General features: G+C 37.3%; 22 protein-coding genes. 7 read left to right on the top strand and 15 right to left on the bottom strand.

What is annotated here, in order from left to right; translation table 11 throughout:
• Nucleotides 1-3: 3 nt before the first annotated feature.
• From F598_RS0110700 to mraZ, 5 genes are read right to left on the bottom strand one after another with little or no spacing between them, the layout of a single operon-like run.
• The gene (locus F598_RS0110700; RefSeq protein WP_019039050.1) at nt 4-1,467 is read right to left on the bottom strand and encodes a UDP-N-acetylmuramoyl-L-alanyl-D-glutamate--2,6-diaminopimelate ligase; all 1,464 of its coding nucleotides are present in this window, start codon (nt 1,465-1,467) and stop codon (nt 4-6) included.
• Complete coding sequence (locus F598_RS0110695) at nt 1,464-3,428, bottom strand: penicillin-binding protein (RefSeq protein ID WP_019039049.1); 1,965 nt, start codon at nt 3,426-3,428, stop codon at nt 1,464-1,466. The genes F598_RS0110700 and F598_RS0110695 overlap by 4 nt, the downstream gene beginning before the upstream one ends.
• Before the next feature lies 1 nt (nt 3,429).
• Nucleotides 3,430-3,744 carry an FtsL-like putative cell division protein gene (locus F598_RS0110690; RefSeq protein ID WP_026302657.1) on the bottom strand — a complete coding sequence of 105 codons (315 nt, stop codon included), beginning with the start codon at nt 3,742-3,744 and terminating at the stop codon, nt 3,430-3,432.
• A gap of 1 nt (nt 3,745) precedes the next feature.
• Entirely contained in the window at nt 3,746-4,648 is a 903-nt protein-coding gene (rsmH, locus tag F598_RS0110685; protein ID WP_019039046.1) for a 16S rRNA (cytosine(1402)-N(4))-methyltransferase RsmH, read from the bottom strand.
• On the bottom strand, nt 4,641-5,096 hold the full coding sequence (gene mraZ / locus F598_RS0110680) for a division/cell wall cluster transcriptional repressor MraZ (protein WP_019039045.1): 456 nt from the start codon (nt 5,094-5,096) through the stop codon (nt 4,641-4,643). Before mraZ ends, rsmH begins: the two co-directional genes overlap by 8 nt.
• A 342-nt stretch (nt 5,097-5,438) precedes the next feature.
• On the opposite strand from mraZ, the gene F598_RS0110670 reads away from it, so the two are divergent.
• Nucleotides 5,439-6,203 (top strand): alpha/beta fold hydrolase, encoded by a 765-nt coding sequence (locus F598_RS0110670; RefSeq protein ID WP_019039043.1) that lies wholly within the window; start codon nt 5,439-5,441, stop codon nt 6,201-6,203.
• An 11-nt stretch (nt 6,204-6,214) separates the two neighbouring features.
• Entirely contained in the window at nt 6,215-6,817 is a 603-nt protein-coding gene (gene yihA / locus F598_RS0110665; protein ID WP_019039042.1) for a ribosome biogenesis GTP-binding protein YihA/YsxC, read from the top strand.
• Here yihA and F598_RS0110660 read toward each other — a convergent pair.
• The 3 genes from F598_RS0110660 to gldB are packed head-to-tail and all read right to left on the bottom strand — an operon-like array spanning nt 6,814 to nt 8,469.
• Nucleotides 6,814-7,182 (bottom strand): hypothetical protein, encoded by a 369-nt coding sequence (locus tag F598_RS0110660; RefSeq protein WP_019039041.1) that lies wholly within the window; start codon nt 7,180-7,182, stop codon nt 6,814-6,816. The two genes, yihA and F598_RS0110660, sit on opposite strands and share 4 nt — an antisense overlap.
• Entirely contained in the window at nt 7,169-7,510 is a 342-nt protein-coding gene (gene gldC, locus F598_RS0110655) for a gliding motility protein GldC (RefSeq protein WP_019039040.1), read from the bottom strand. Before gldC ends, F598_RS0110660 begins: the two co-directional genes overlap by 14 nt.
• 2 nt (nt 7,511-7,512) lie before the next feature.
• The gene (gldB, locus tag F598_RS0110650) at nt 7,513-8,469 is read right to left on the bottom strand and encodes a gliding motility lipoprotein GldB (RefSeq protein ID WP_019039039.1); all 957 of its coding nucleotides are present in this window, start codon (nt 8,467-8,469) and stop codon (nt 7,513-7,515) included.
• Between the two features lie 82 nt (nt 8,470-8,551).
• Between gldB and nadE the strand changes: the two genes are divergently transcribed.
• On the top strand, nt 8,552-9,334 hold the full coding sequence (gene nadE, locus F598_RS0110645) for an NAD(+) synthase (protein ID WP_019039038.1): 783 nt from the start codon (nt 8,552-8,554) through the stop codon (nt 9,332-9,334).
• On the opposite strand, the gene dnaG is transcribed toward nadE, so the two are convergent.
• Both dnaG and F598_RS0110635 read right to left on the bottom strand, forming a co-directional pair.
• Nucleotides 9,331-11,283, bottom strand: coding sequence for a DNA primase (dnaG, locus tag F598_RS0110640; protein WP_019039037.1), 1,953 nt, complete (start codon nt 11,281-11,283; stop codon nt 9,331-9,333). The genes nadE and dnaG overlap by 4 nt on opposite strands.
• 132 nt (nt 11,284-11,415) lie before the next feature.
• Nucleotides 11,416-12,393 (bottom strand): polyprenyl synthetase family protein, encoded by a 978-nt coding sequence (locus tag F598_RS0110635; protein ID WP_026302656.1) that lies wholly within the window; start codon nt 12,391-12,393, stop codon nt 11,416-11,418.
• Between the two features lie 167 nt (nt 12,394-12,560).
• Between F598_RS0110635 and F598_RS0110630 the strand changes: the two genes are divergently transcribed.
• A complete protein-coding gene (locus F598_RS0110630) occupies nt 12,561-13,382 on the top strand; it encodes a T9SS type A sorting domain-containing protein (RefSeq protein WP_019039035.1) in 822 nt (273 codons plus the stop codon).
• Nucleotides 13,383-13,430: 48 nt separating this feature from the next.
• Here F598_RS0110630 and rlmN read toward each other — a convergent pair whose 3' ends face one another.
• The 4 genes from rlmN to F598_RS0110610 form a co-directional block, all read right to left on the bottom strand.
• Nucleotides 13,431-14,477, bottom strand: a complete 1,047-nt coding sequence (gene rlmN / locus F598_RS0110625; RefSeq protein WP_019039034.1) for a dual-specificity RNA methyltransferase RlmN — start codon at nt 14,475-14,477, stop codon at nt 13,431-13,433.
• Between the two features lie 264 nt (nt 14,478-14,741).
• Nucleotides 14,742-15,605, bottom strand: a complete 864-nt coding sequence (locus tag F598_RS0110620) for a hydroxymethylglutaryl-CoA lyase (RefSeq protein ID WP_019039033.1) — start codon at nt 15,603-15,605, stop codon at nt 14,742-14,744.
• Nucleotides 15,606-15,651: 46 nt separating this feature from the next.
• Entirely contained in the window at nt 15,652-16,269 is a 618-nt protein-coding gene (locus F598_RS0110615) for a LysE family translocator (RefSeq protein WP_019039032.1), read from the bottom strand.
• Between the two features lie 5 nt (nt 16,270-16,274).
• On the bottom strand, nt 16,275-17,297 hold the full coding sequence (locus tag F598_RS0110610; protein ID WP_019039031.1) for a quinone-dependent dihydroorotate dehydrogenase: 1,023 nt from the start codon (nt 17,295-17,297) through the stop codon (nt 16,275-16,277).
• A 108-nt stretch (nt 17,298-17,405) separates the two neighbouring features.
• Between F598_RS0110610 and pepT the strand changes: the two genes are divergently transcribed.
• The 3 genes from pepT to crcB are packed head-to-tail and all read left to right on the top strand — an operon-like array spanning nt 17,406 to nt 20,112.
• Entirely contained in the window at nt 17,406-18,641 is a 1,236-nt protein-coding gene (gene pepT / locus F598_RS0110605; protein ID WP_019039030.1) for a peptidase T, read from the top strand.
• Nucleotides 18,642-18,694: 53 nt separating this feature from the next.
• The gene (locus F598_RS0110600; protein ID WP_019039029.1) at nt 18,695-19,732 is read left to right on the top strand and encodes a hypothetical protein; all 1,038 of its coding nucleotides are present in this window, start codon (nt 18,695-18,697) and stop codon (nt 19,730-19,732) included.
• A complete protein-coding gene (gene crcB / locus F598_RS0110595; protein WP_019039028.1) occupies nt 19,732-20,112 on the top strand; it encodes a fluoride efflux transporter CrcB in 381 nt (126 codons plus the stop codon). The genes F598_RS0110600 and crcB overlap by 1 nt, the downstream gene beginning before the upstream one ends.
• On the opposite strand, the gene F598_RS0110590 is transcribed toward crcB, so the two are convergent.
• Complete coding sequence (locus F598_RS0110590) at nt 20,109-21,035, bottom strand: 2-hydroxyacid dehydrogenase (RefSeq protein WP_019039027.1); 927 nt, start codon at nt 21,033-21,035, stop codon at nt 20,109-20,111. The genes crcB and F598_RS0110590 overlap by 4 nt on opposite strands.

Raw genomic sequence — 21,035 nt, 5'->3', positions numbered from 1 at the left:
ATCTTACTTATTTACTTGAGCTAATGATTCTTTTACAATTTTAAAGTCGTCAAAATCTGTTCGCTTTCCATTCACTTCCTGGTAGGTTTCATGTCCTTTTCCTGCTATCACTATAATATCACCTGCATCAGCAAGATTACAAGCAGTCTTAATGGCTTGTTTTCTATCCGTAATTGATAATACTTTGAAGGCATCCTGAGGTTCTATACCTTTCTCTATATCCGCAATGATTGCATCTGGATTTTCTGTTCTAGGATTATCACTGGTAAGTATAACTTTAGAACTCATGTTGGCTGCTATCTTACCCATTAGAGGCCTTTTAGTCTTATCACGATCGCCTCCACAACCTACCACTGTAATAAGCTCTTCGTTGTGTGTTCTAATATCATTTGTAGTCTGAAGGACATTTTGTAGTGCATCTGGGGTATGGGCATAATCCACTATCACATGAATTCCAGTATTGGAAATATGATGCTGATACCTACCATCTACTGGCTTAAGTTGACTCAATCCCTGTAAGTTTTCGAGTTCGTTCACCCCAAGTAGATCTGCTGTGGCATATACCGCCAATAAATTATAAGCATTAAAATCGCCAATAAACCTTGACCACACCTCATTGCCATTGATGTTCAGTTTTAGCCCTGAGAAACTTTTCTCAAGTATTTTGACTTTGTAATCGGTGAGATTTTTAACTGCGTATCCATAAGTTTTAGCTCTCGTATTCTGAAACATATAATTACCGTTCTTATCGTCTACATTGGTAATCGCGAAAGCATCTTTTGAAAGCTGGTCGAAAAAGCGTTTTTTAACGTCTCTATACTCTGCAAAGCTCTTATGATAATCCAGATGATCTTGAGATAAATTTGTGAATATACCAGCTGCAAAATCAAGACCTAGAGTCCTGTGTTGTGCTATACCATGTGAGCTTACCTCCATAAAGCAATATTCTGCACCTGCTTCATTCATCTGTTTTAGGTAAGAGTTGATGGTGAGTGAGTCTGGAGTAGTTAGCTTCGTAGAATGATCTATATTATCCACTTTTATAACAACGGTGGAAATCAAACCGACCTTATAACCAAGCGATTTGAACAACTGATAAAGTAAAGAGGTTACAGTAGTTTTCCCATTAGTTCCTGTAACCCCTATCAACTTAAGATTAGAGGACGGATTTTCATAATAATTTGAAGCGATGATTGCCAAGGCTTCACGAGTGTCTTTAACTTGAACGTAAGTGATTTCCGGAGCAAACTCCAAAGGAAGATCCTCACAAATAATTGCTTTAGCGCCTTTTGAGATTGCAGCATCTATAAATAAATGACCATCTGATGCTTCGCCCTTTATCGCGATAAACACGTCTTTATCTTTGATCTCGCGGCTGTCAAATGCTACATTATGCACATCAATATCAGTAGATCCCTTTACAGACTCGATTGGTGCTTTATATAATATGTCTTTTAATACTTTCAACTTGAAATTAAATTAACGCTTTGATTTTCTGATATTTTAGTTCCTTTTTTGATGGATTGCTGAACCACTTTGCCATCACCAACTAATTTTACTTTCAATCCTAAATTTTCTAGAATGGAAACGGCATCCATAGCAGGATAACCTCTTAAATCCGGCATTACAGTTTTATAGGTTTTGGAAACATCGTAGTAATTTTCGTACGATTGTTGTACAAGATCTTGTTGTATTGCTTCTGATTTTATTTCATCTTTTAGAGGAGTATCTATATAAATTTTTTGAGCAATTTTCGCAAACACTGGAGCTGCCACAGTGCTGCCGTAATATCCAATTTTTGGATTAGGCTTATGAATCACAACAATACAGGAGTATTTAGGCTCATCTGCGGGAAAATAACCCACAAAAGAAGAGATGTATCGTCCAGATTCTATCCAATATTCAGTCTGGCAGGTTCCCGTTTTTCCGGCCATTGTAAAGTTGGAATGTTTAATATTTGTTCCAGTACCTCTCTCTACAACACCTTCCAACATACTCTTCAATTGATGCGCTGTTTCCTTAGAGCAAATGCTACCTTCTACTATGGGTTCTTCGTAAGACTCAATCAATGAATGCTTATCTCTGACTTTTTTAATAAATCTTGGTTTTACCTTTAAACCATCATTTGCAATAGCATTATAAAATGTAAGGGTTTGTAAAGAGGTTAGGGACACCCCATATCCAAAAGACATCCAAGGCAGGGTCGTTCCATACCAATTTGAATCTTCCGGATGAGGAATTTTAGGCTTTCCTTCTCCTTTTATTCTTAGTCCAAGCTTCTCGTTTAAACCCATATTATAAAGCCTGTTGACAAAACGCTCTGGTTGTTCTTTATAATTCTCATAAATCATTTTAGCAAATGCAGTGTTGGAAGACACTTCAAAGGCTTCAGCAGCCGATATTTTACCATAACCACCGCGCTTGGAGTCATAAACCCTTCTATCAAAGAATTGCACTACCCCATTTTCAGTATCGAACACCGAACTGGTATCGATGACTTTATCTTCCAGAGCAGCTGCCATACTCATAAGCTTGAAGGTAGATCCCGGCTCGTGAGGCTCATAAACCGCATAATTTAACTTTTCGTAGTATTTATTAGAATTTTTAATACGGCCTAGGTTAGATATCGCTTTGATTTCTCCTGTCTTAGTTTCCATCACCACAACACTTCCATGATCGGCTTCAAAATGTTCAAGCTGCTCAAGCAAAGCATGATGAGCCACATCCTGAATATTCACATCAATTGTTGATATCACATCATACCCATCCTCAGGCTCCACTTCGTTCACATCACTTATAGGTTTCCACTGTCCTTTAGCTATTTTTTGCTTTAATCGCTTGCCCTGTTTACCCTTAAGATACTCATCAAAAGCACCTTCCAAGCCTACGTTTCCAAAACCTACAGTACGCTCACCAATTTTTCCCAGAGGATTTTCTCTCACAGTAGATTGCTCTGCGATAAATCCACCTTTATAAGGTCCTAAGTTGAAAAGTGGAAACTCTCTTATAGCAACGTATTCAGAATAATCCACTTGCTTAGCTATCAGTACATATCGGTTTTTTACTTCTCTTGCTTTTTTTAGTTTTCTTAAGTAGTAGGTCTTGGAATTACCAAGTTTAGTTGATAATTGAGTAGCTAAAGCTGAGACATATTTCTGAAAATTAGCTTCTGAAACCGTTACGGCATCAAAACGTATATCATACTTAGGAACGGAAGTTGCTAAAAGATTCATATTAGCATCGTAAAGGTTCCCCCGGTTAGGCTCAATATTGAAATTCCTATACACCGTCTGCTGTGCTAAATCTTTGTACTTCTGCCCCTCTATGATTTGAATATCAAATAGCTTGTACCCCATGATCAAAAACACAAGCACCAGCAGTGTTGCTACTATATAAAACCGTCTTAAAATGCCTTTATCTGTTGTCATCTTAGTTTGATTTTACAATTATCTTATAAGGCGGCTTATCTGAAAGGCCTATAGATCGCTGCTTCATCTTTCTGGCTACATTCGACTCCATCTTTTGTTGCATAAGGTTTTTACGAGTGTCGACAAACTCACTTCTCAACTCTCTCAATTCCTGGTTAAGCTCAGCTACCCTATACACTTTACGTTCGGCGCTATGTGAACTGGCAATCATGATAATGGCAAGTAAAGCACAAAACACGATAAAAGCCCAGTTGGTGAACGCACCATCGTTCACCAAAAACCTACCTTTCAAGATGTTAGCTATATTGTTCGCCATCTTATAATTTTTCGCCTATTCTTAATTTCGCACTTCTAGATCTGGAATTTTGTCTCATTTCAGTAGAGCTCGGTGTCATCAGTTTACCCACCTTTCTGAAAGGCACAAGCATATTTCCATAAAAATCTTTTTCTGGGGCACCCGAAAATTTTCCATCTCTAATGAATCTTTTCACAAGCCTATCTTCCAGAGAATGATAAGAAATTAGGCTAAGCCTACCTCCTTTCTTGATGAGTTCAGGGGTTTGAAGTAAAAACGCTTTAAGCACTTCCATTTCCTGATTAACTTCTATTCTGATCGCCTGATATACCTGTGCTAAAAACTTATTCACCTTTGTTGGCGGAAAAAAAGGCGTAAGTAAAGCGTTCAATTGAGACGTAGACTGAATTGGATTTGTAGCTCTTTCCTGAATAATAGCCTTAGCTAGCTTCCTGGACATTTTAATCTCTCCATATTGCCATAGGATTTGAGCGAATTGTTCTTCAGGATAGGTATTAACCAATTCTGAAGCACTCATTCCCGTATTTTGATCCATTCTCATATCCAGGTCGGCATCAAAGCGAATAGAAAAGCCTCTTTCGCCTTCATCGAATTGATGTGAAGAAACACCAAAATCTCCAAGAATGGCATCCACTTCTTTTACTCCTTCAAGCTTCAAGAAGCGCTTGATGAACTGAAAATTAGCCTGGATGAGAGTAAATCGTTCATCATCAATAGAATTTTCTACAGCATCTAAATCCTGATCAAAGGCCAGCAGACGCCCATGCTCACCCAATCGGGAAAGTATTTCTCGAGAGTGCCCACCACCTCCAAAGGTCACATCAACATAAACTCCATCTGGCTTAATGTTCATGCCATCCACGCTTTCTTTAAGCAAAACTGGTATGTGGTAAGCTTCACTCATCTATATCATTACCCATTACGTCTTCAGCCAATTCTGCAAAATCATCAGAATTACTAATGACAGATTCATAGTTATCCTTATCCCAAATTTCAACGATATTAATAGCAGAAGAAACTACCAACTCTTTTTCAATTCCTGCAAATGCAATGAGATCCTTAGGAATTAAAAGTCTACCGTTGCCATCTATTTCTATCATTTTAACTCCAGCAGAAAACTTTCTAATGAAGTCATTGTTCTTTTTGCTAAACCGATTCAACCCATTCATCTTTTCCATCAAGGCATTCCACTGGCTCATCGGGTATAATTCTAGACACGGCTGAAAGACAGAACGTTTCAAGACAAACCCTTCTTCAAGAATCGAAAGCATCTGCTTTTTTAAACCAGAGGGTAGCATAAGTCGACCTTTTGTATCAACTTTGCATTCATATGTCCCTATTAAAGTATTCATGGGTAGTCTGGTTTCAATTTCAAATATATTGAATTTTTTACCACATTTTACCACTTTCTACCACATTGTGGATAACTTTTTTATTTAGAAGGCTTTAAGACTAGTTCAGCTTAGGTTTTACAATGGCTTTCGTGGATGGGTGAATTTTCAACTGACTGTGGATAAACTATATAAAGCTTCATTTTAACCAAAATCCAAAGCACATCTATCACTTTTTTATCTCTTTTTTGGTTTAAAGCTCTTAGTATCATTTCATTATCTATTGATCTTACAAGTCATATAAAGTATAGGGTTTTCTTATTCAAATATCTTTATATTTGGATTTTGAAATCTGAAAACCTGATGGAAGAACATATACTGCAAGAAGGCAAGTTTAAATACTTTGAAAAAGGGGAAGGAACTCCAATCGTTATTTTACATGGACTGATGGGAGGATTGAGTAATTTTGATGGGGTGATGAATTATTTCCCAGAGAAAGGATACAAGGTTGTTGTCCCTGAATTACCATTGTACGACATGCCATTGCTGAAGACGAATATCAAGAATTTGACTTCTTACATCAAAGAGTTTATTGATTTCAAATCTTATGGCGAAGTCATTTTGGTAGGGAATTCCTTAGGGGGACACGTGGGGTTATTAACCACTAAAATATATCCGGAAATCGTGAAGGCTCTGGTCATTACAGGTAGCTCAGGCCTTTACGAAAGTGCTATGGGCGAAAGTTATCCTAAGCGAGGTGACTATGAATACATCAAGAAAAAAGCTCAAGATGTCTTTTATGATCCCGAAATAGCTACCCAGGAAATTATTGATGATGTCTACAGTGTAGTGAATGACAGAAGCAAACTCATCAGGACTTTATCAATTGCAAAAAGCGCCATTAGGCATAATATGGCTAAGGATCTACCAGACATGAATACACCCACCTGCATCATTTGGGGTAAACAAGACGAAGTGACGCCTCCACATGTCGCCAAAGATTTTGATAAACTTCTGCCAGATTCCGAATTGTTTTGGATTGATAAGTGTGGTCATGCTGCAATGATGGAACATTCAGACGAATTTAATTCAATTTTGTTTGCCTGGCTTCAGAAAAGAAATTTCTAAAGCTAAAGCTCATGAAAATTAAAACTTCCACCTTTGTCGTCAGTAATTCTGAAGTGACTAAATGCCCTAATTCTCAACTTCCAGAGTACGCATTCATCGGAAGAAGTAATGTGGGGAAGTCTTCCTTAATCAATATGTTGACAGGCAGGAAAAATCTTGCAAAAGTTTCCGGTAAACCTGGTAAAACAAGATTAATCAATCATTTCCTAATCAATGAAAATTGGCACCTGGTCGATTTACCGGGTTATGGTTACGCCAAAGTGAGTAAGAAAGAGAAAAAGACATTTCAGAAATACATTACTGCTTATTTTGAAAAACGCCAGCAACTGGTTAATACCTTCGTCCTTATAGATTGTAGACACGAGCCTCAACCTATCGATTTAGAGTTTTTGCAATGGATGGGAATGAACACTATCCCTTTTTCTATTGTTTTTACCAAAGCAGATAAATTAAAGCCCCATGCTTTAGAAAACAACATTGCCAATTATAAACTTAAGTTGATGGAAACCTGGGAAGAACTTCCTCCTTATTTTATTACCTCATCAGTAAATAAAACGGGCAGAGATGAGATATTGGATTACATCCAAAACATCAATGAAACTCTACAAAACTAGAGTCTTGTTTCGAGTTTTTCTATTAATGTTTCCACTTCCTCCATTTGATTGAGCTCTTCTTTTTTTACCATGACACTCAAGTCATAATTATCCTGGTATAAAATAACCGGTAGATCGTACAAAGACTCAAACTTGGATTTGAATTTATCTTGATACTCTTCTTTATGAAGAAAAATCATTTCAACTTCACTTCGTTTTCGGAAGTTTCTCCATGCCTTTTTTTCAGCAAAAACTCCATGAGTTAGACGACAAAGATTGCATTCATAGGTTTTAGGACTAATAGCTTTATGAAGACTGCCCATTAAACCGCTACCAGCTCCTTTGTTGGCATTATACACAAAAATAAGAGCCTTATTTTTTTGCATCTTTAATGTCTAACTTTTCGGCAAAATAATCGCAGAAATCCTTCATGGTTTCGGTCATTTTTTCATCATCCGTCGCTCTTTGGAAAGTGTCGGTCATCCCCACAAAAATCTGATGAAAAAATTTCTTCATCTCGTCTACAGGCATTTCTTTGGTCCATAAATCGATTCTTAAGGTTTCCTGTGCATTATGATCCCAAATACTTAAAAAAGCTGCTTTAGCCTCTTCATCATTGATACCGCCATCTTGTGCCGACCAGGTTAACTTTTCTGGAATTCTATTTTCATCGGTCTCAACGTCGATTGTAATTTTAGATTTTTTCTTTAGCATAATTAAGGCTTGTATTTTGATTGTGTAAAAATAAGATCAGATTTCATATCTATCAGCTCCTTTAGGCTAGTCTTAGGATATTTATTCATGTAAGCTCTTACAATTTGCCAGCCGATATACTGGCCAATACGTGGAGCAGATTCATTATCTAGTTCCAAATAAAATTTAGAGTAGGGTGCCAAATTTATAAACCTATCCTCTAATCGATTATCAGTTGAATAAATCAAATCCCTTTCTACAAAGAACGACCAGATTTGCTGTTCATTTTCTTCTGCCCATAAAAGCTCTTCTTTAGAATAGTATATTTTTGCTGTATCTGGTTCAAATGGCATCAAACGGTCTTTGAGGTACAGTATTTTCCCATAATAAACCATATTAGAAAGAAAAGTTCTGGATCGTTTAGGATTGATTCTCTGCATGGCAAAGGCCTCAATAATATCAGAAATCAGGAATTTCTTATCCTGCTGAAAGGCGATATATTGCGGTAGACCTTTATAAAATTTGTGGTCTTTACCCAGGTAATTATCTAAAGATATCAATAAAGCGTCCTGGCCTAAAATTAATTTTTGTCTGTAATTTACCTCTTCTGCCAGTGTAAACACTTCTGGAATTTCATAGTTTGGGTAGTAGTATTTAATATATTGAAACAGATGCTCAATCCTTCTTTTTTCAGCTCCAAAATCTAAAAACTCCTGTTGAACTTCAGTGTTGATCTCCTGTTGCAAATCACTCTTCATTTTTGCTATCCATAGACTATCTGGAACATTATTAGAAAAAAGCTCTGGATATTCACGCCTTAAACTTTCAAAGTTTTTGGGATGTGTTTCAGCAAATTCCAAATCGAATCTATTGACCTTTAATTCAATATCAATGGTTTCAGCTTCAGCATTTAGGCTTGAATCATTCCCACAGGCACTTAAAAGCAATGAAAGACTTAACAAAATTAAAGGAAACCTCATATTTTAAGATATACCGTTTAGCAACAAAAGTTATTAGTTATCTTTGATACAAATGTAAGTATTAAAGCATAAAAATAGACGTATGCAGGCCGAGAAAACCATAGACTATATCACAGAATGGATGAAAGACTACTTGAAAAAGAGTGGACAAAATGGATTTGTTATTGGTGTTTCTGGTGGCATTGATTCTGCAGTCACCTCTACGCTTTGCGCAACTACTGGTAAGCCTACATTATGCGTAGAACTTCCTATACATCAAGATAAATCCCAAGTATCCAGGGCAAGAAAACATATCGAGCATTTGGAAGGTAGATTTGCCAATGTATCATCTGTAAAAGTAGATCTTTCCAACACTTTTGAGACCTTCAAGTCTAGCTTACCAGAAATTGAGGATAAGGATTTACAAGACTTTTCTCTCGCCAATTCAAGAGCAAGATTACGGATGACTACACTTTATTATTTTGCTGGTATTCACAAATACCTCGTAGCAGGGACAGGTAATAAAGTAGAGGATTTTGGTGTTGGTTTTTATACTAAATATGGTGATGGTGGAGTAGATTTGAGTCCAATAGCAGATCTTATGAAAAGCGAAGTTTTCGATTTGGGTAAAGAACTTTGTGTGATCGATGAAATACAGGAGGCAGAGCCTACAGATGGCTTATTTGGTGATAGCAGAACAGACGAAGATCAGCTTGGTGCTTCGTATGATGAGTTGGAATGGGCTATGACTTTTGACGGAGATGATTCTGAAACTACAGACAGGCAGCAAAAGGTTTTAGAGATTTATAAAAAATTGAATTCTTCAAATCAGCATAAAATGCAGCCCATACCGGTTTGCGAAATACCGCAGGAACTCAAATCCTAAAGCACCCGGTTTAATTTATTGGATATTAAAACTTCCAGACCATTGTATTCCATGGTCTCCCTCATAAGATCAATATCTACATTTTCTTTTTGTTCTTTGATGACTTCACTTAATTCTTGAACTTTCTTTCTGATAAGATATCGCCTAAGATTGAGTATAGTTTCCATCACTTCTCTGGGATCTAAAACACTCTTATCCAGCACAAAAATTTCCTGACGTTTCCAATCGTGTAATTGATTCTTCTCATTTTCCATGAGTATGGAGGTAACTTCTTGTGCCAGTTCAGGCTCTAGGTGATTGACAAAAGAATCAATTTTTAATTCACCTGACTTAACAAATACTTCAATTATTTGGTCAAAAAGCGCTTTGAAAATGGAATTTGAAAATTCAATTTCATCTTCCTGCAGTTCGACGAAAATCTTTTCAAAAACCACATATTCACGTTTAACCTCAATAGGTTGATCCGCTTCAAAGTCGTAATCAATATCAATAAAATAAGCTTTCTCACTCCCGTACCTCAACAGTAGCTGGATGATACTTCGCTCTAACACATACTGATGATCTACTTTCTGAACAGGCGCTTCTATTGGCTCATCCTTGACTAGCTGCAGTGATTTTTTCTTAAGGCCTCGACCGCTATCCTTACGCTCCTTAGCCAACATTTGAGCCAGAGTACTAAAAAGTACCTCTTCCGACACATCCAATAAATTCGAACAGGTTTGTATGTAAATTTCCTGAGTGATTTGATCTGGTATCTTAGAAATAGAATGGACGATGTCTCTCACCACCTCAGCCTTTTGAACAGGATCTTCGTCGGCTTGTTTAACTAAAAGAGAGGCTTTAAAGCGGATAAAATCTTGAGCATTGGTGTCTAAAAAGGATTGTAAATCTTCAAGAGAATTGGATTTCGCAAAGCTATCAGGATCTTCTCCTTCAGGAAACAGACATACCTTCACGTTCATCCCTTGTTCCAAAATGAGATCAATACCTCGAATGGAGGCTCTTAATCCTGCCGCATCCCCATCAAAAAGCACGGTTATATTATTGGTTAACCTGCTTATCAGTCTAATTTGTTCTGGTGTTAAGGCAGTTCCAGAAGAGGCGACTACATTTTCTATTCCGGTTTGGTTAAACTGAATGACATCGGTATAGCCTTCTACCAGATAGCAGTTATCGGCTTTGGCGATGGCCTTTTTAGCCTGATAAAGGCCATATACGACTTTACTTTTATGATAGACTTCGCTCTCTGGTGAATTTAAGTATTTGGCCTGTTTTTTATCATTGGATAATATCCGTCCACCGAAACCCAGGACACGACCAGACATAGAATGTATAGGAAACATCACTCTTCCTTTAAATCTGTCGAACCGCTTCTCCCCTTTAACAATGGTGAGTCCGGTTTTTTCTAAAAATTCAAGTTTATAAGCTTTCTCTAAAGCCTGATCCGTAAAAGCCTGCCACTCGTCTGGAGAGTAACCAAGGTCGAATTTCTCAATCGTTTCTGAAGTAAAGCCGCGATTCTTAAAATAGCTCAAACCTACAGACTTTCCTTCGTCGGTATTGAGCATCTGGTTGACGAAAAAGGTCTTCGCAAATTCATTAACCAGATGCATGCTTTCCCGTTCGCTAGCCTTTTCTTTCTCTTCTGAAGACTGCTCAGTTTCTTCAATCTCAATATTATAGCGCTTGGCTAAGTGTTTAATCGCTTCTGGATAGGTATAATGCTCGTGCTCCATTAGGAAAGCCACCACATTTCCTCCCTTGCCAGAACTGAAATCCTTCCAGATTTGCTTTACGGGCGACACCATGAAACTCGGCGTTCGCTCTTCTGTAAAGGGGCTTAAGCCTTTAAAATTACTCCCTGACTTTTTCAACTGAACATAATCACCAATCACCTCCTCAACCCGGGAAATATCAAACACTTTATCGATGGTAGATTTACTAATCAATGAAAATTGGTTTTAAAGTTGAGATAAAATTACAGCTATCAACAAAAATAGCACATTCGTTTCAAAAATTAGATTGCTAAGACCTCACAGTCGCCAAAGTTTTAGGTACTGTGAGATTGACAAGTTTCAAAATTATTTCTCTCGGTCAATAACGTAGTCAATCATCAACTGAAGGGAATCTCTGTATTTGGATTCCGGATATTGCTGAAGAATTTGAGAAGCTTCATTTTGAAAAACTTTCATTTGTTCCTGAGCATACGATAAACCCCCTGAAGACTTTACAAAAGCTATAACTTCATTGACTCGCTTTTTATCTTTATTATGGTTTTTAACAGAATTGATGATCCAGTCTTTATCCTTTTTAGAGGCATGGTTTAAGGCATAGATGAGAGGTAAAGTCATCTTTTGTTCCTTGATATCGATACCTGTGGGTTTACCAATTTTCTGTTCCCCATAATCGAAAAGGTCATCTTTAATCTGAAAAGCCATTCCAATGAGCTCTCCAAATTTTCGCATAGACTCAACATGAGAAGAATTAGGTTTAACTGCCGCAGCGCCGAGACTACAACAGGCGGCAATGAGCGTCGCCGTTTTTTGGCGAATGATTTCATAATAAATATCTTCAGTAATGTCCAGACGCCGCGCTTTCTCGATCTGCAGTAATTCCCCTTCACTCATTTCCCTAACCGCCACAGAGATAATTTTCAAAAGATCAAAATCATCATTATCAATAGATAACAAAAGGCCCTTAGACAATAAAAAATCACCGACCAAAACGGCAATCTTATTTTTCCAGAGGGCATTAATAGAAAAGAAACCACGCCTTTGATTACTATCATCTACGATATCATCGTGAACAAGGGTAGCTGTATGAATCAATTCTATAACAGAAGCCCCTCGGTAAGTTCTATCATTGACTTCTCCTTCGGAAACCATCTTAGCGACTAAAAACACAAACATAGGTCGCATCTGCTTGCCTTTCCTATTAACGATAAAATGGGTGATTTTGTTGAGTAGTGCTACACGAGAGGACATGAAAAGAGAGAATTTCTTTTCGAAAAGCTCCATTTCATGAGCGATGGGTTCCTTTATTTGTGAGACGGTTTTCAAGACTAGCAAAGATAGAGTTTATAAGTATAAGAACATATTAAAAAAATTGTTAAGCAATATATTTACATATTCTTAGTCGTATGATTATATCTAAAGTTTATTCTTAATAATTTTATTAATGGATTAAATTTTATACATTTACAACTTAACCTTAAAATTTTAACACTATGAAAAAAATTACTTTTTTAATTACATTATTTATTGTTTCATTAAGTTATAGCCAAGCATTCTTTGAAGAAGATTTTGAGGGATCAACAGATTTACCATCAGATTGGACTAATAATGACATTCAGGGAGGTGGAGACGTTTGGATTCTTGGATCTGGTGGCGAAGCAGTAGGGTATCAACCACCCAACACCATTTACTATGATGAAACAGGTATATTAGATAATTATGCTCTATTTGACAGTGATTCATATGGAGATAATGGTATTGTCGAGGATGCTGCTTTAGAGTCTCCTGTTTTAGACCTTACTGATTTTACTTCCGTAACCTTAAGTTTTGATCATTTTTTTACTGCTGGTTTTGGCGGTACTGGTTTCATTGAAGCCTTTGATGGATCTTCTTGGGTACAAATAGATTCTTATACAGGTGCTGACCAAGGTGAATCTACATTTGGTAATGAAGTTTATGATTTAACTACTGAGCTTGCTGGAGTTGCAAATGCTCAAGTTCGATTTCGATGGACTGGTGATTTTTCTTGGGGATGGGCTTTCGATAATGTAAGCATTGATGGTGAGACTCTTAGCGTTGGTAGCTTTGAAGAAAATTCACTTACTCACTTTTACAAATCGGGTCAATTATCTATTCAATCCGATTTTAACCTAGACAAAGTAACTTTATTTAACTCCTTAGGTCAGGAAGTTTTAAATCAAAAACTCGACACTAATGAAGCCCAAGTGAATGTCTCTAGATTATCAACTGGACTTTATATTGCAAAAGTGGAATCTGGAAACCAGGTTAAAACTTTTAAATTTGTTAAGCAATAATAAATGATGGCTACAATCTCAAAGCTCCGATTTTCATCGGAGCTTTTTTTATACCTTAATCTTATTAGCCAGTTGGCCGCAGGCGGCGTCGATATCTTTACCTCTGGAATGTCTTAACGTCACGGTGATGTGATTAGCTTCTAAAGCATTTACATATTTAGCCACCGCATCATCATCGCCTTGTTGAAATTGTCCATCATCGATAGGGTTATATTCAATGATATTCACTTTACAGGGGATGGCCTTACAAAAATTAATCAAGGCTCTAATATCTTCTTCTCTATCGTTTATTCCTTTCCATACAATGTATTCGTAAGTGACAGATTTTCCCGTTTTCTCATACCAATAAATCAAAGCTTCTTTTAGATCAGCTAATGGAAACTTCTCATTGAAAGGCATTATTCGAGTCCTAACTTCATCTATGGCAGAGTGTAAGGAGACCGCCAAGTGAAATTTTACCTGATCATCGGCTAGTTTTTTGATCATCTTAGGCACTCCAGAAGTAGATAAGGTGATTCGCTTTGGAGACATGCCTAGGCCTTCAGGGGAAGTAATCTTCTCAATAGACTTGAGGACGTTGTTATAATTCATTAAAGGCTCACCCATACCCATATAAACGATGTTAGATAAAGGAATGCCATTATAAAGCTTGCTTTCTTTATCTATGGCTACTACCTGATCAAATATTTCATCCGCATTTAAATTTCTAAGACGTTTCAATTTAGCTGTTGCACAGAATTGGCAGTCTAAACTACAACCTACCTGAGAAGATACACAGGCGGTTGTTCTGGATTTTGTGGGAATCAAAACCGATTCTACAGTAAACCCATCGTGAAGTTTGACTGCGTTTTTGATAGTCCCGTCCGTACTACGCTGCATTTGATCCACCTCCACATTATTTATTACAAAATTGTCTACCAACATTTGTCTGGTTTCTTTAGACAGGTTGGTCATGTCCTCAAAATTATAGGTGGCTTTATTCCATAACCAGTCGTAAACCTGAGAACCCCGGAACGATTTATCGCCCTGAGAGACAAAAAAATCTTGCAATTCTTTTTTGCTAAGTGCGCGTATGTCTTTTTTAGTAGTTTTCACGTTGCAAAATTAGGTAAAAAAGACAGGAATCTTCCAAAAAGAATGTTATTCCAAATTAGACCGCTTCGCTTACAGTACATAGACGTCAGATTAAAGAGATAAATTGAATTTAAATTGAACAGCGATAGTCCATAAATAGTTTATTCATGTGAATAATCTGATTATTAAACCTCACAGGTTTTAAAAACCTTTGAGGTCTAATAGTATGAAAAATTGTTTATTGAAAGAGTCCTAAAGGTATTGATAGACACAAGGGTTTAACAACTAATGATACTTCGTAAACAAATCTGACGCCTTGTTGTAAGCAGACTCAAAGCTGGTCATCCTGATAGAGTTATCTATATTCTTAGAATTGAAATACGATAACATCTTTTCGGTCTGCATATTACCCGTAAGATCGTCTTTAGCCATTGGACATCCTCCAAAGCCCTGTATAGCTCCATCAAATCGTTGACAACCTGCCTGCACAGCAGCATGAACTTTTTCATACCAGGCGTCAGGCGTAGTGTGCAAATGAGCTCCAAACTCCATGTTGGGATATTTTGGAATCAAGGTTGAAAACAAATCCTCTATCACTTCAGGGTTAGATGTCCCTACTGTGTCTGAAAGAGAAAGAATTTTAACGCCAAGGGCAGAAAGTTTTTCAGTCCACTCCCCCACAATATCGGTGTTCCAGGGATCGCCGTAAGGGTTTCCAAAACCCATAGACAAATAAGCCACCACCGATTTATTGGAACGGTGAGCAATTTCAAGAATCGACTTCAACACCTCAACAGATTCTGCGATGGTTTTATGGGTATTCCGCATTTGAAAGTTTTCAGAAATGGAAAAAGGATAACCCAGGTAATTGATTTCAGGAAATTTTGAAGCATCCTCTGCACCTCGTTTATTGGCTACGATAGCTAAAAGCTTACTCTGCGTTTCAGAAAGGTCGAGCATGGATAGAACCTCAGCGGTATCCTGCATTTGCGGAATTGCTTTAGGGGAAACGAAACTACCGAAGTCTATGGTATCGAAACCGCACCCGAGAAGAGATTGGATATATCTTGCTTTTTCATCGGTAGGAATAAATGGCTTAATGCCTTGCATAGCATCTCTTGGACACTCAATAAGCTTTACTGATTTCATGAGTCCAAATATACAGTTTTAAAGCATTTTCAAAAGAGTGATTCAATTAAAGTAAAATCAAAATAGCGATCCCAATAAACGTCAATATCTGAAACCATTTCAAAAAAGAATGTGAAGAAGAAGAAGAAAATAAAAGTTTGGAAAGCTGACCAGAGAGTAGAGCCACTAAACAAAAAATCAAGAAAGCCTGCAGCATAAACAAACCGCCTAAAGTATAAAATTGAAACATCAGATCCTCTTCCCTATTCCATAAAAATCCGGGAAAAAAAGCCAAAAAGAATATCGTCACCTTTGGATTGAGAATATTCATGATAAAGCCTGTTTTGTAATCTGAAAAAAACGAAACTTTTTGGTTTACCGTTTCACTCTTGGTAAAATTTTGGATTGGAGAGCGATACACTTCATAAGCCAGGTACAGCAGGTAAAAGGCTCCAGCTATTTTGATAGCCCAGAAAAGTGAGGGTGAATTTTTGATAACCAAGGACACACCAAAAGCCACTAAGGAGGTATGAATAATGATGCCGGAAATCAGTCCCATCGCAATAACTACACCTCTTTTGTAACCACCGACAAGACTTTGCGAGAGCACATAAATAATGTCTGGACCAGGTGAAAGTGTCAGCAGTACGGAGGCCATCATGAACGATATCAATTGTTCTGTCATAGGTATTAAGACATCTTATCCAAAATAGCTTGGTTAATGGCTTTAACCAAGCCTGGACCTTCGTAAACAAAACCTGTATAAAGCTGAACTAAACTCGCACCAGCCTCAAGTTTTTCGATAGCATCTTCAGCAGTCATAATCCCTCCAACACCAATAATTGGAAAGGCTTTGTTGCTCTTTTGAGACAAAAAACGAATGACATCTGTAGAGGTTTTGGTTAGCGGTTTACCGCTCAAACCACCGGCTTCATCCTTAGCTTTAGATAAGAGGCCCTCTCTGGAAATAGTGGTATTAGTCGCAATGACCCCAGCAATTTTGGTCTCCCCGACAATTTCAATGATATCCAGTAACTGAGATTCTGTCAAATCTGGAGCTATCTTGAGGAGAATAGGCTTAGGTTTTGTCTTTTTAAGATTTTTAGACTGTAAATGATCCAAAAGTTGGGTTAATGGTTCTTTGTCCTGCAATGCTCTTAAATTGGGAGTATTAGGAGAACTTACATTCACTACAAAGTAATCGACATAATCGAATAAGGCTTCAAAATTATAGTCATAATCATTAAAGGCCTCTGCATTGGATGTGATCTTGTTTTTACCGATATTCCCACCAATCAGCACCCCTTTATTCTTCCTAAGACGCTTTACGGCTTCATCCACCCCTTGGTTATTAAATCCCATCCGGTTGATGATTGCGGAATCTTTCTTCAACCTAAATAAACGCTTTTTCGGATTTCCATCTTGGGGCTTTGGGGTCACCGTACCTATTTCAATAAAGCCAAACCCTAGGTTGGAGAGCTCTTGAAATAATTCAGCATTTTTATCAAATCCAGCGGCAAGGCCCACAGGATTTTTAAATTTTAATCCAAAGACTTCTCGTTCCAAACGAGGATCATCTAGAACAAATTTTTTTTTCAAGAGGGAAGATACTCCAGGAAGTTTATGAATTAACTTTAGTGATGAAAAACTAAAATGATGTACAGCTTCAGCATCAAATTGAAATAAAAGAGGTCTTAAAATCTGTTTGTACATCGCTATAAAAATTTAAGTGCAAAAATAGTGCAAATCTGACTAAGACAATCCGATTCTAAGAGGTTTAATGGCTTCAAATTCATATTTTTGAATCCAAATTACATAGACATGATCAATTCTGAAAAGCTCTTAGAGCGTTTTACAACTTATATAAAAATCGATTCTCAAAGTGATCCCAACAGTGACTCTACCCCCAGCACCGATAAGCAATGGACAATTGCTAATCTTCTCAAGAAGGAATTGGAGCAAATTGGCCTAAAGGATGTTACGATAGATGACAAAGCTTATATCATGGCTACTTTACCATCTAATGTAGATCATGAGGTAGACACTATCGGATTTGTGTCTCATTTTGACACGTCTCCAGATTTTAAGGCTTCTCATATCAATCCACAGATTCACAAGGATTATGATGGCGGTGATATCCTATTAAATAAAGAAAAAGATATTGTGCTTTCTTCCAGCTATTTTAAAGAGATGAAAGATTATATAGGCCAGACTTTAATCACAACTGATGGAACTACCCTGCTTAGTGCCGATGATAAAGCCGGTATAACAGAAATTATCATGGCCATGGAGTATTTGGTTCAACACCCGGAAATAAAACACGGAGAGATAAGAGTGGGGTTCACCCCGGATGAAGAAATTGGACGTGGAGCCCATCATTTTGACGTAGATAAATTTGGCGCCAAATACGCTTACACCATGGATGGAAGCCAGATTGGAGAACTGGAATACGAAAACTTTAACGCGGCTTCTGCAGTATTGAAATTTAAAGGCACCAGTGTTCATCCTGGTTATGCAAAAGATAAGATGGTTAATTCCATATATATGGCTCAAAAATTTATTGATGTATTACCAAAAGATGAAGTTCCAGAAAAGACTGAAGGTTACGAAGGATTTTTTCATTTGTCATCCATTTCTGGAGACATTGAGCTTACCGAATTAAAATATATCATTAGAGATCATGATAAAGACAAATTTGAGGCTAGAAAACAATTGATGAAAGATATTGTTGCAAAAATGAATGATCAAATTGAAGAAGCCGATATCGAAATTGAAGTTAAGGATCAATACTACAATATGCGAGAGAAGGTAGAGCCTGTAAAGCATATTGTAGATATTGCTGAAGAAGCCATGAAATCGCTTAACATACAACCCATTTTAAAACCCATAAGAGGAGGAACTGATGGAGCACAACTCAGTTATAAAGGCTTACCCTGCCCTAATATTTTTGCTGGGGGACACAACTTCCACGGGAAATATGAATATGTTCCTCTGGAGAGCATGGTCAAAGCTTCGGAGGTGATTGTTAAAATTGCTGAACTTACAGCAAGACGCTAAAGTCTTAATAGAGTCTTAATTTTAAGTATATTCGTAAGTATAATATATAGTCGATGAAGTTTTTTAAATACCTCTTTTTTTTACTGGTTCTCATATTCGTGGTCGGTTCCTTATATATTGCTACCATAAGCATTCCTGACCAAGAAAATTTTACGTTTGAAACTCCTGTAAATGCTAAACTCTTTAGCTCTAAAGTTCAAGATTTATCGACTTATGAGACTTGGTTTGATTTTCCTCAGGAATCCATTTCAGAACAGAGATTGAGTAATGTAGAAAGCCCAAAAAATACAACGCTTTCCTGGCAAAACGAAAAGTTTGAATCCATCAATTTTCAGAATAGAAGCTTAACAGAAGATTCTTTAATACAGCGCCTCAGACTTAAAACCTGGTTGAGTTCTTCGGAGTTTGATATGACTTGGAAATTCATAACTACAGATGCAAATTCTAGGATTGAGATCAGCATAGAATCTGAAGCTAGCTTCTGGCAAAAAACTGAATTGGTGTTAACAGGGACTTCCCATCTCGAACAACTTAAAAAAGCCCTATCAAAAAGCCTTTCTAAGCTCGAGCAATCCATCATCAAGGAAATTGCCATTTATAATATCACACCCATTGGCAAAGTAGAAACTGGAGGTTTTTATATTTTACACGCCACTTCTGCAGCCAGGCTCAACTTTAAAAACATACTGAAAAAATCTCAACCTGTATTTAAAAGTATTGAGCAATTTATTAACGAGCAAAATTTTAATGCATCTAAGGATAGGATCATCCTTTTTGAAAACCTCTATGAAAATTCAGAGAGTATCATTTTCTCCTCAGGCATTGGGATGGAAAGTCAGGTAGCAATCCCCGCCAGCTTTGAAGTGTTGTCAAAACCTGTGCGAAAAAGCATCTATTTTAAAACGCAACTCACCGGAGACTACCTCAACCTTAAAGAACTTTTAGCCATCAGCAAGTCCACACTAGAAGACAGGGAATTAACAATCAATACAGCTTTAAAGCCTTTTTTAGAATTTGAAGTCGATGAAAGTCAAACCATTAATCCTTCAAAATGGGTAACTAATTTTTATATACCCGTGATCGAAAACTGATGAAATCTGCATTACTTGTCTTTTTAGGTGGAGGAATAGGAAGCGTATTACGCTATGGAGTATCCCTATTGTTTAAGCATCAACTCAATCTTAAGCTAGATCTTTTTGGAACTTTAACCGTCAACATTTTAGGAAGCTTAGTCATAGGATTTATAATGGGCTGGTTGCTCAAATCTGAAACCTCAAACCAAAATCTACAACTTTTACTTGTAGTCGGGTTTTGCGGGGGATTTACCACATTTTCTGCATTTTCTCTTGAAAACCTGAACTTACTGAAAAGTGGCATGTATTTCCAATTTCTATTATACGCCTTAGGAAGCTTGGTTATAGGAATACATGCGGTGTATATTGGGTTTGTGGTGATGAGAAAATTAATTTAATATCCCTTCTGTACATCTACTACATTCAAAAGGGCCTCCCCGTTTTTCATTCGCCTGTAATTTTCTAGCAGCTGATTAGCAACAGATTCAGGGTCTGTCATACTAGCTACATGAGGCGTGATTTGGATGTTCTCGTGTTCCCAAAATGGATGAGACTCTGGCAAAGGTTCTTCCTGAAATACATCAAGACTTGCACCTTTTAATTTACCTGTGTCAATAGCTTTGATCAAATCAGCTTCCAGAAGGTGTTCTCCCCTGGCGACATTGATCAAGTAAGCCTCATCTTTTAATTTTTGAAAAAGCTCAAAATTCAAAACACCCTTAGTCGAAGATGTGACAGGAAGTAAGCACACTAAAATTTGTGTTTGATCTAAAAACTCGTCTTGCTGATCTGCCCCATATACCTTAATACCATCTACAATTTTTGAAGTATTTGCATAACCTATAACGTTAAATCCATTAGCCTTCAACACTTTACCCGCTTCTTTTCCTAAAACACCGTAACCCATAATTCCAATATTGGTCTTTGGTGGAGTCTGGTAAGCTCTAGGACTCCAAGATTTTGAAGACTGGTCTTTGAGGTGGGTAAACAGGTTTCTAGAAACCGCCAGACATTGAAGGAGAACAAACTGACTCATATCCTTGGTTAATTGATCATCTACGATTCTAGTTACCCTCACCTTAGGTGGCAGGTCCTCGTCTTTCAGGATATGATTAACTCCGGCACCCATAGAAGCAACTACTTCAAGGTTTGGGTAATTTTTATAGAGTCCATCAGGGTGTTTCCAGGAAATAGCAAATTCAATATCCTCAGGCCTTTCAATATCTGGATAGATTTGTATATCCAAATCTTCATTTTTTTCTTTAAGAGCTTTATACCATTTCTTTGGATCTCTGGAAGTGCTAACTAGTACAATTGACAT

This window comes from Psychroflexus tropicus DSM 15496 (assembly GCF_000378765.1).
Lineage (GTDB): Bacteria > Bacteroidota > Bacteroidia > Flavobacteriales > Flavobacteriaceae > Psychroflexus > Psychroflexus tropicus.
Note: the sequence above shows the minus strand (reverse complement) of the source record. Positions and strands in the feature narration are given on the sequence as shown.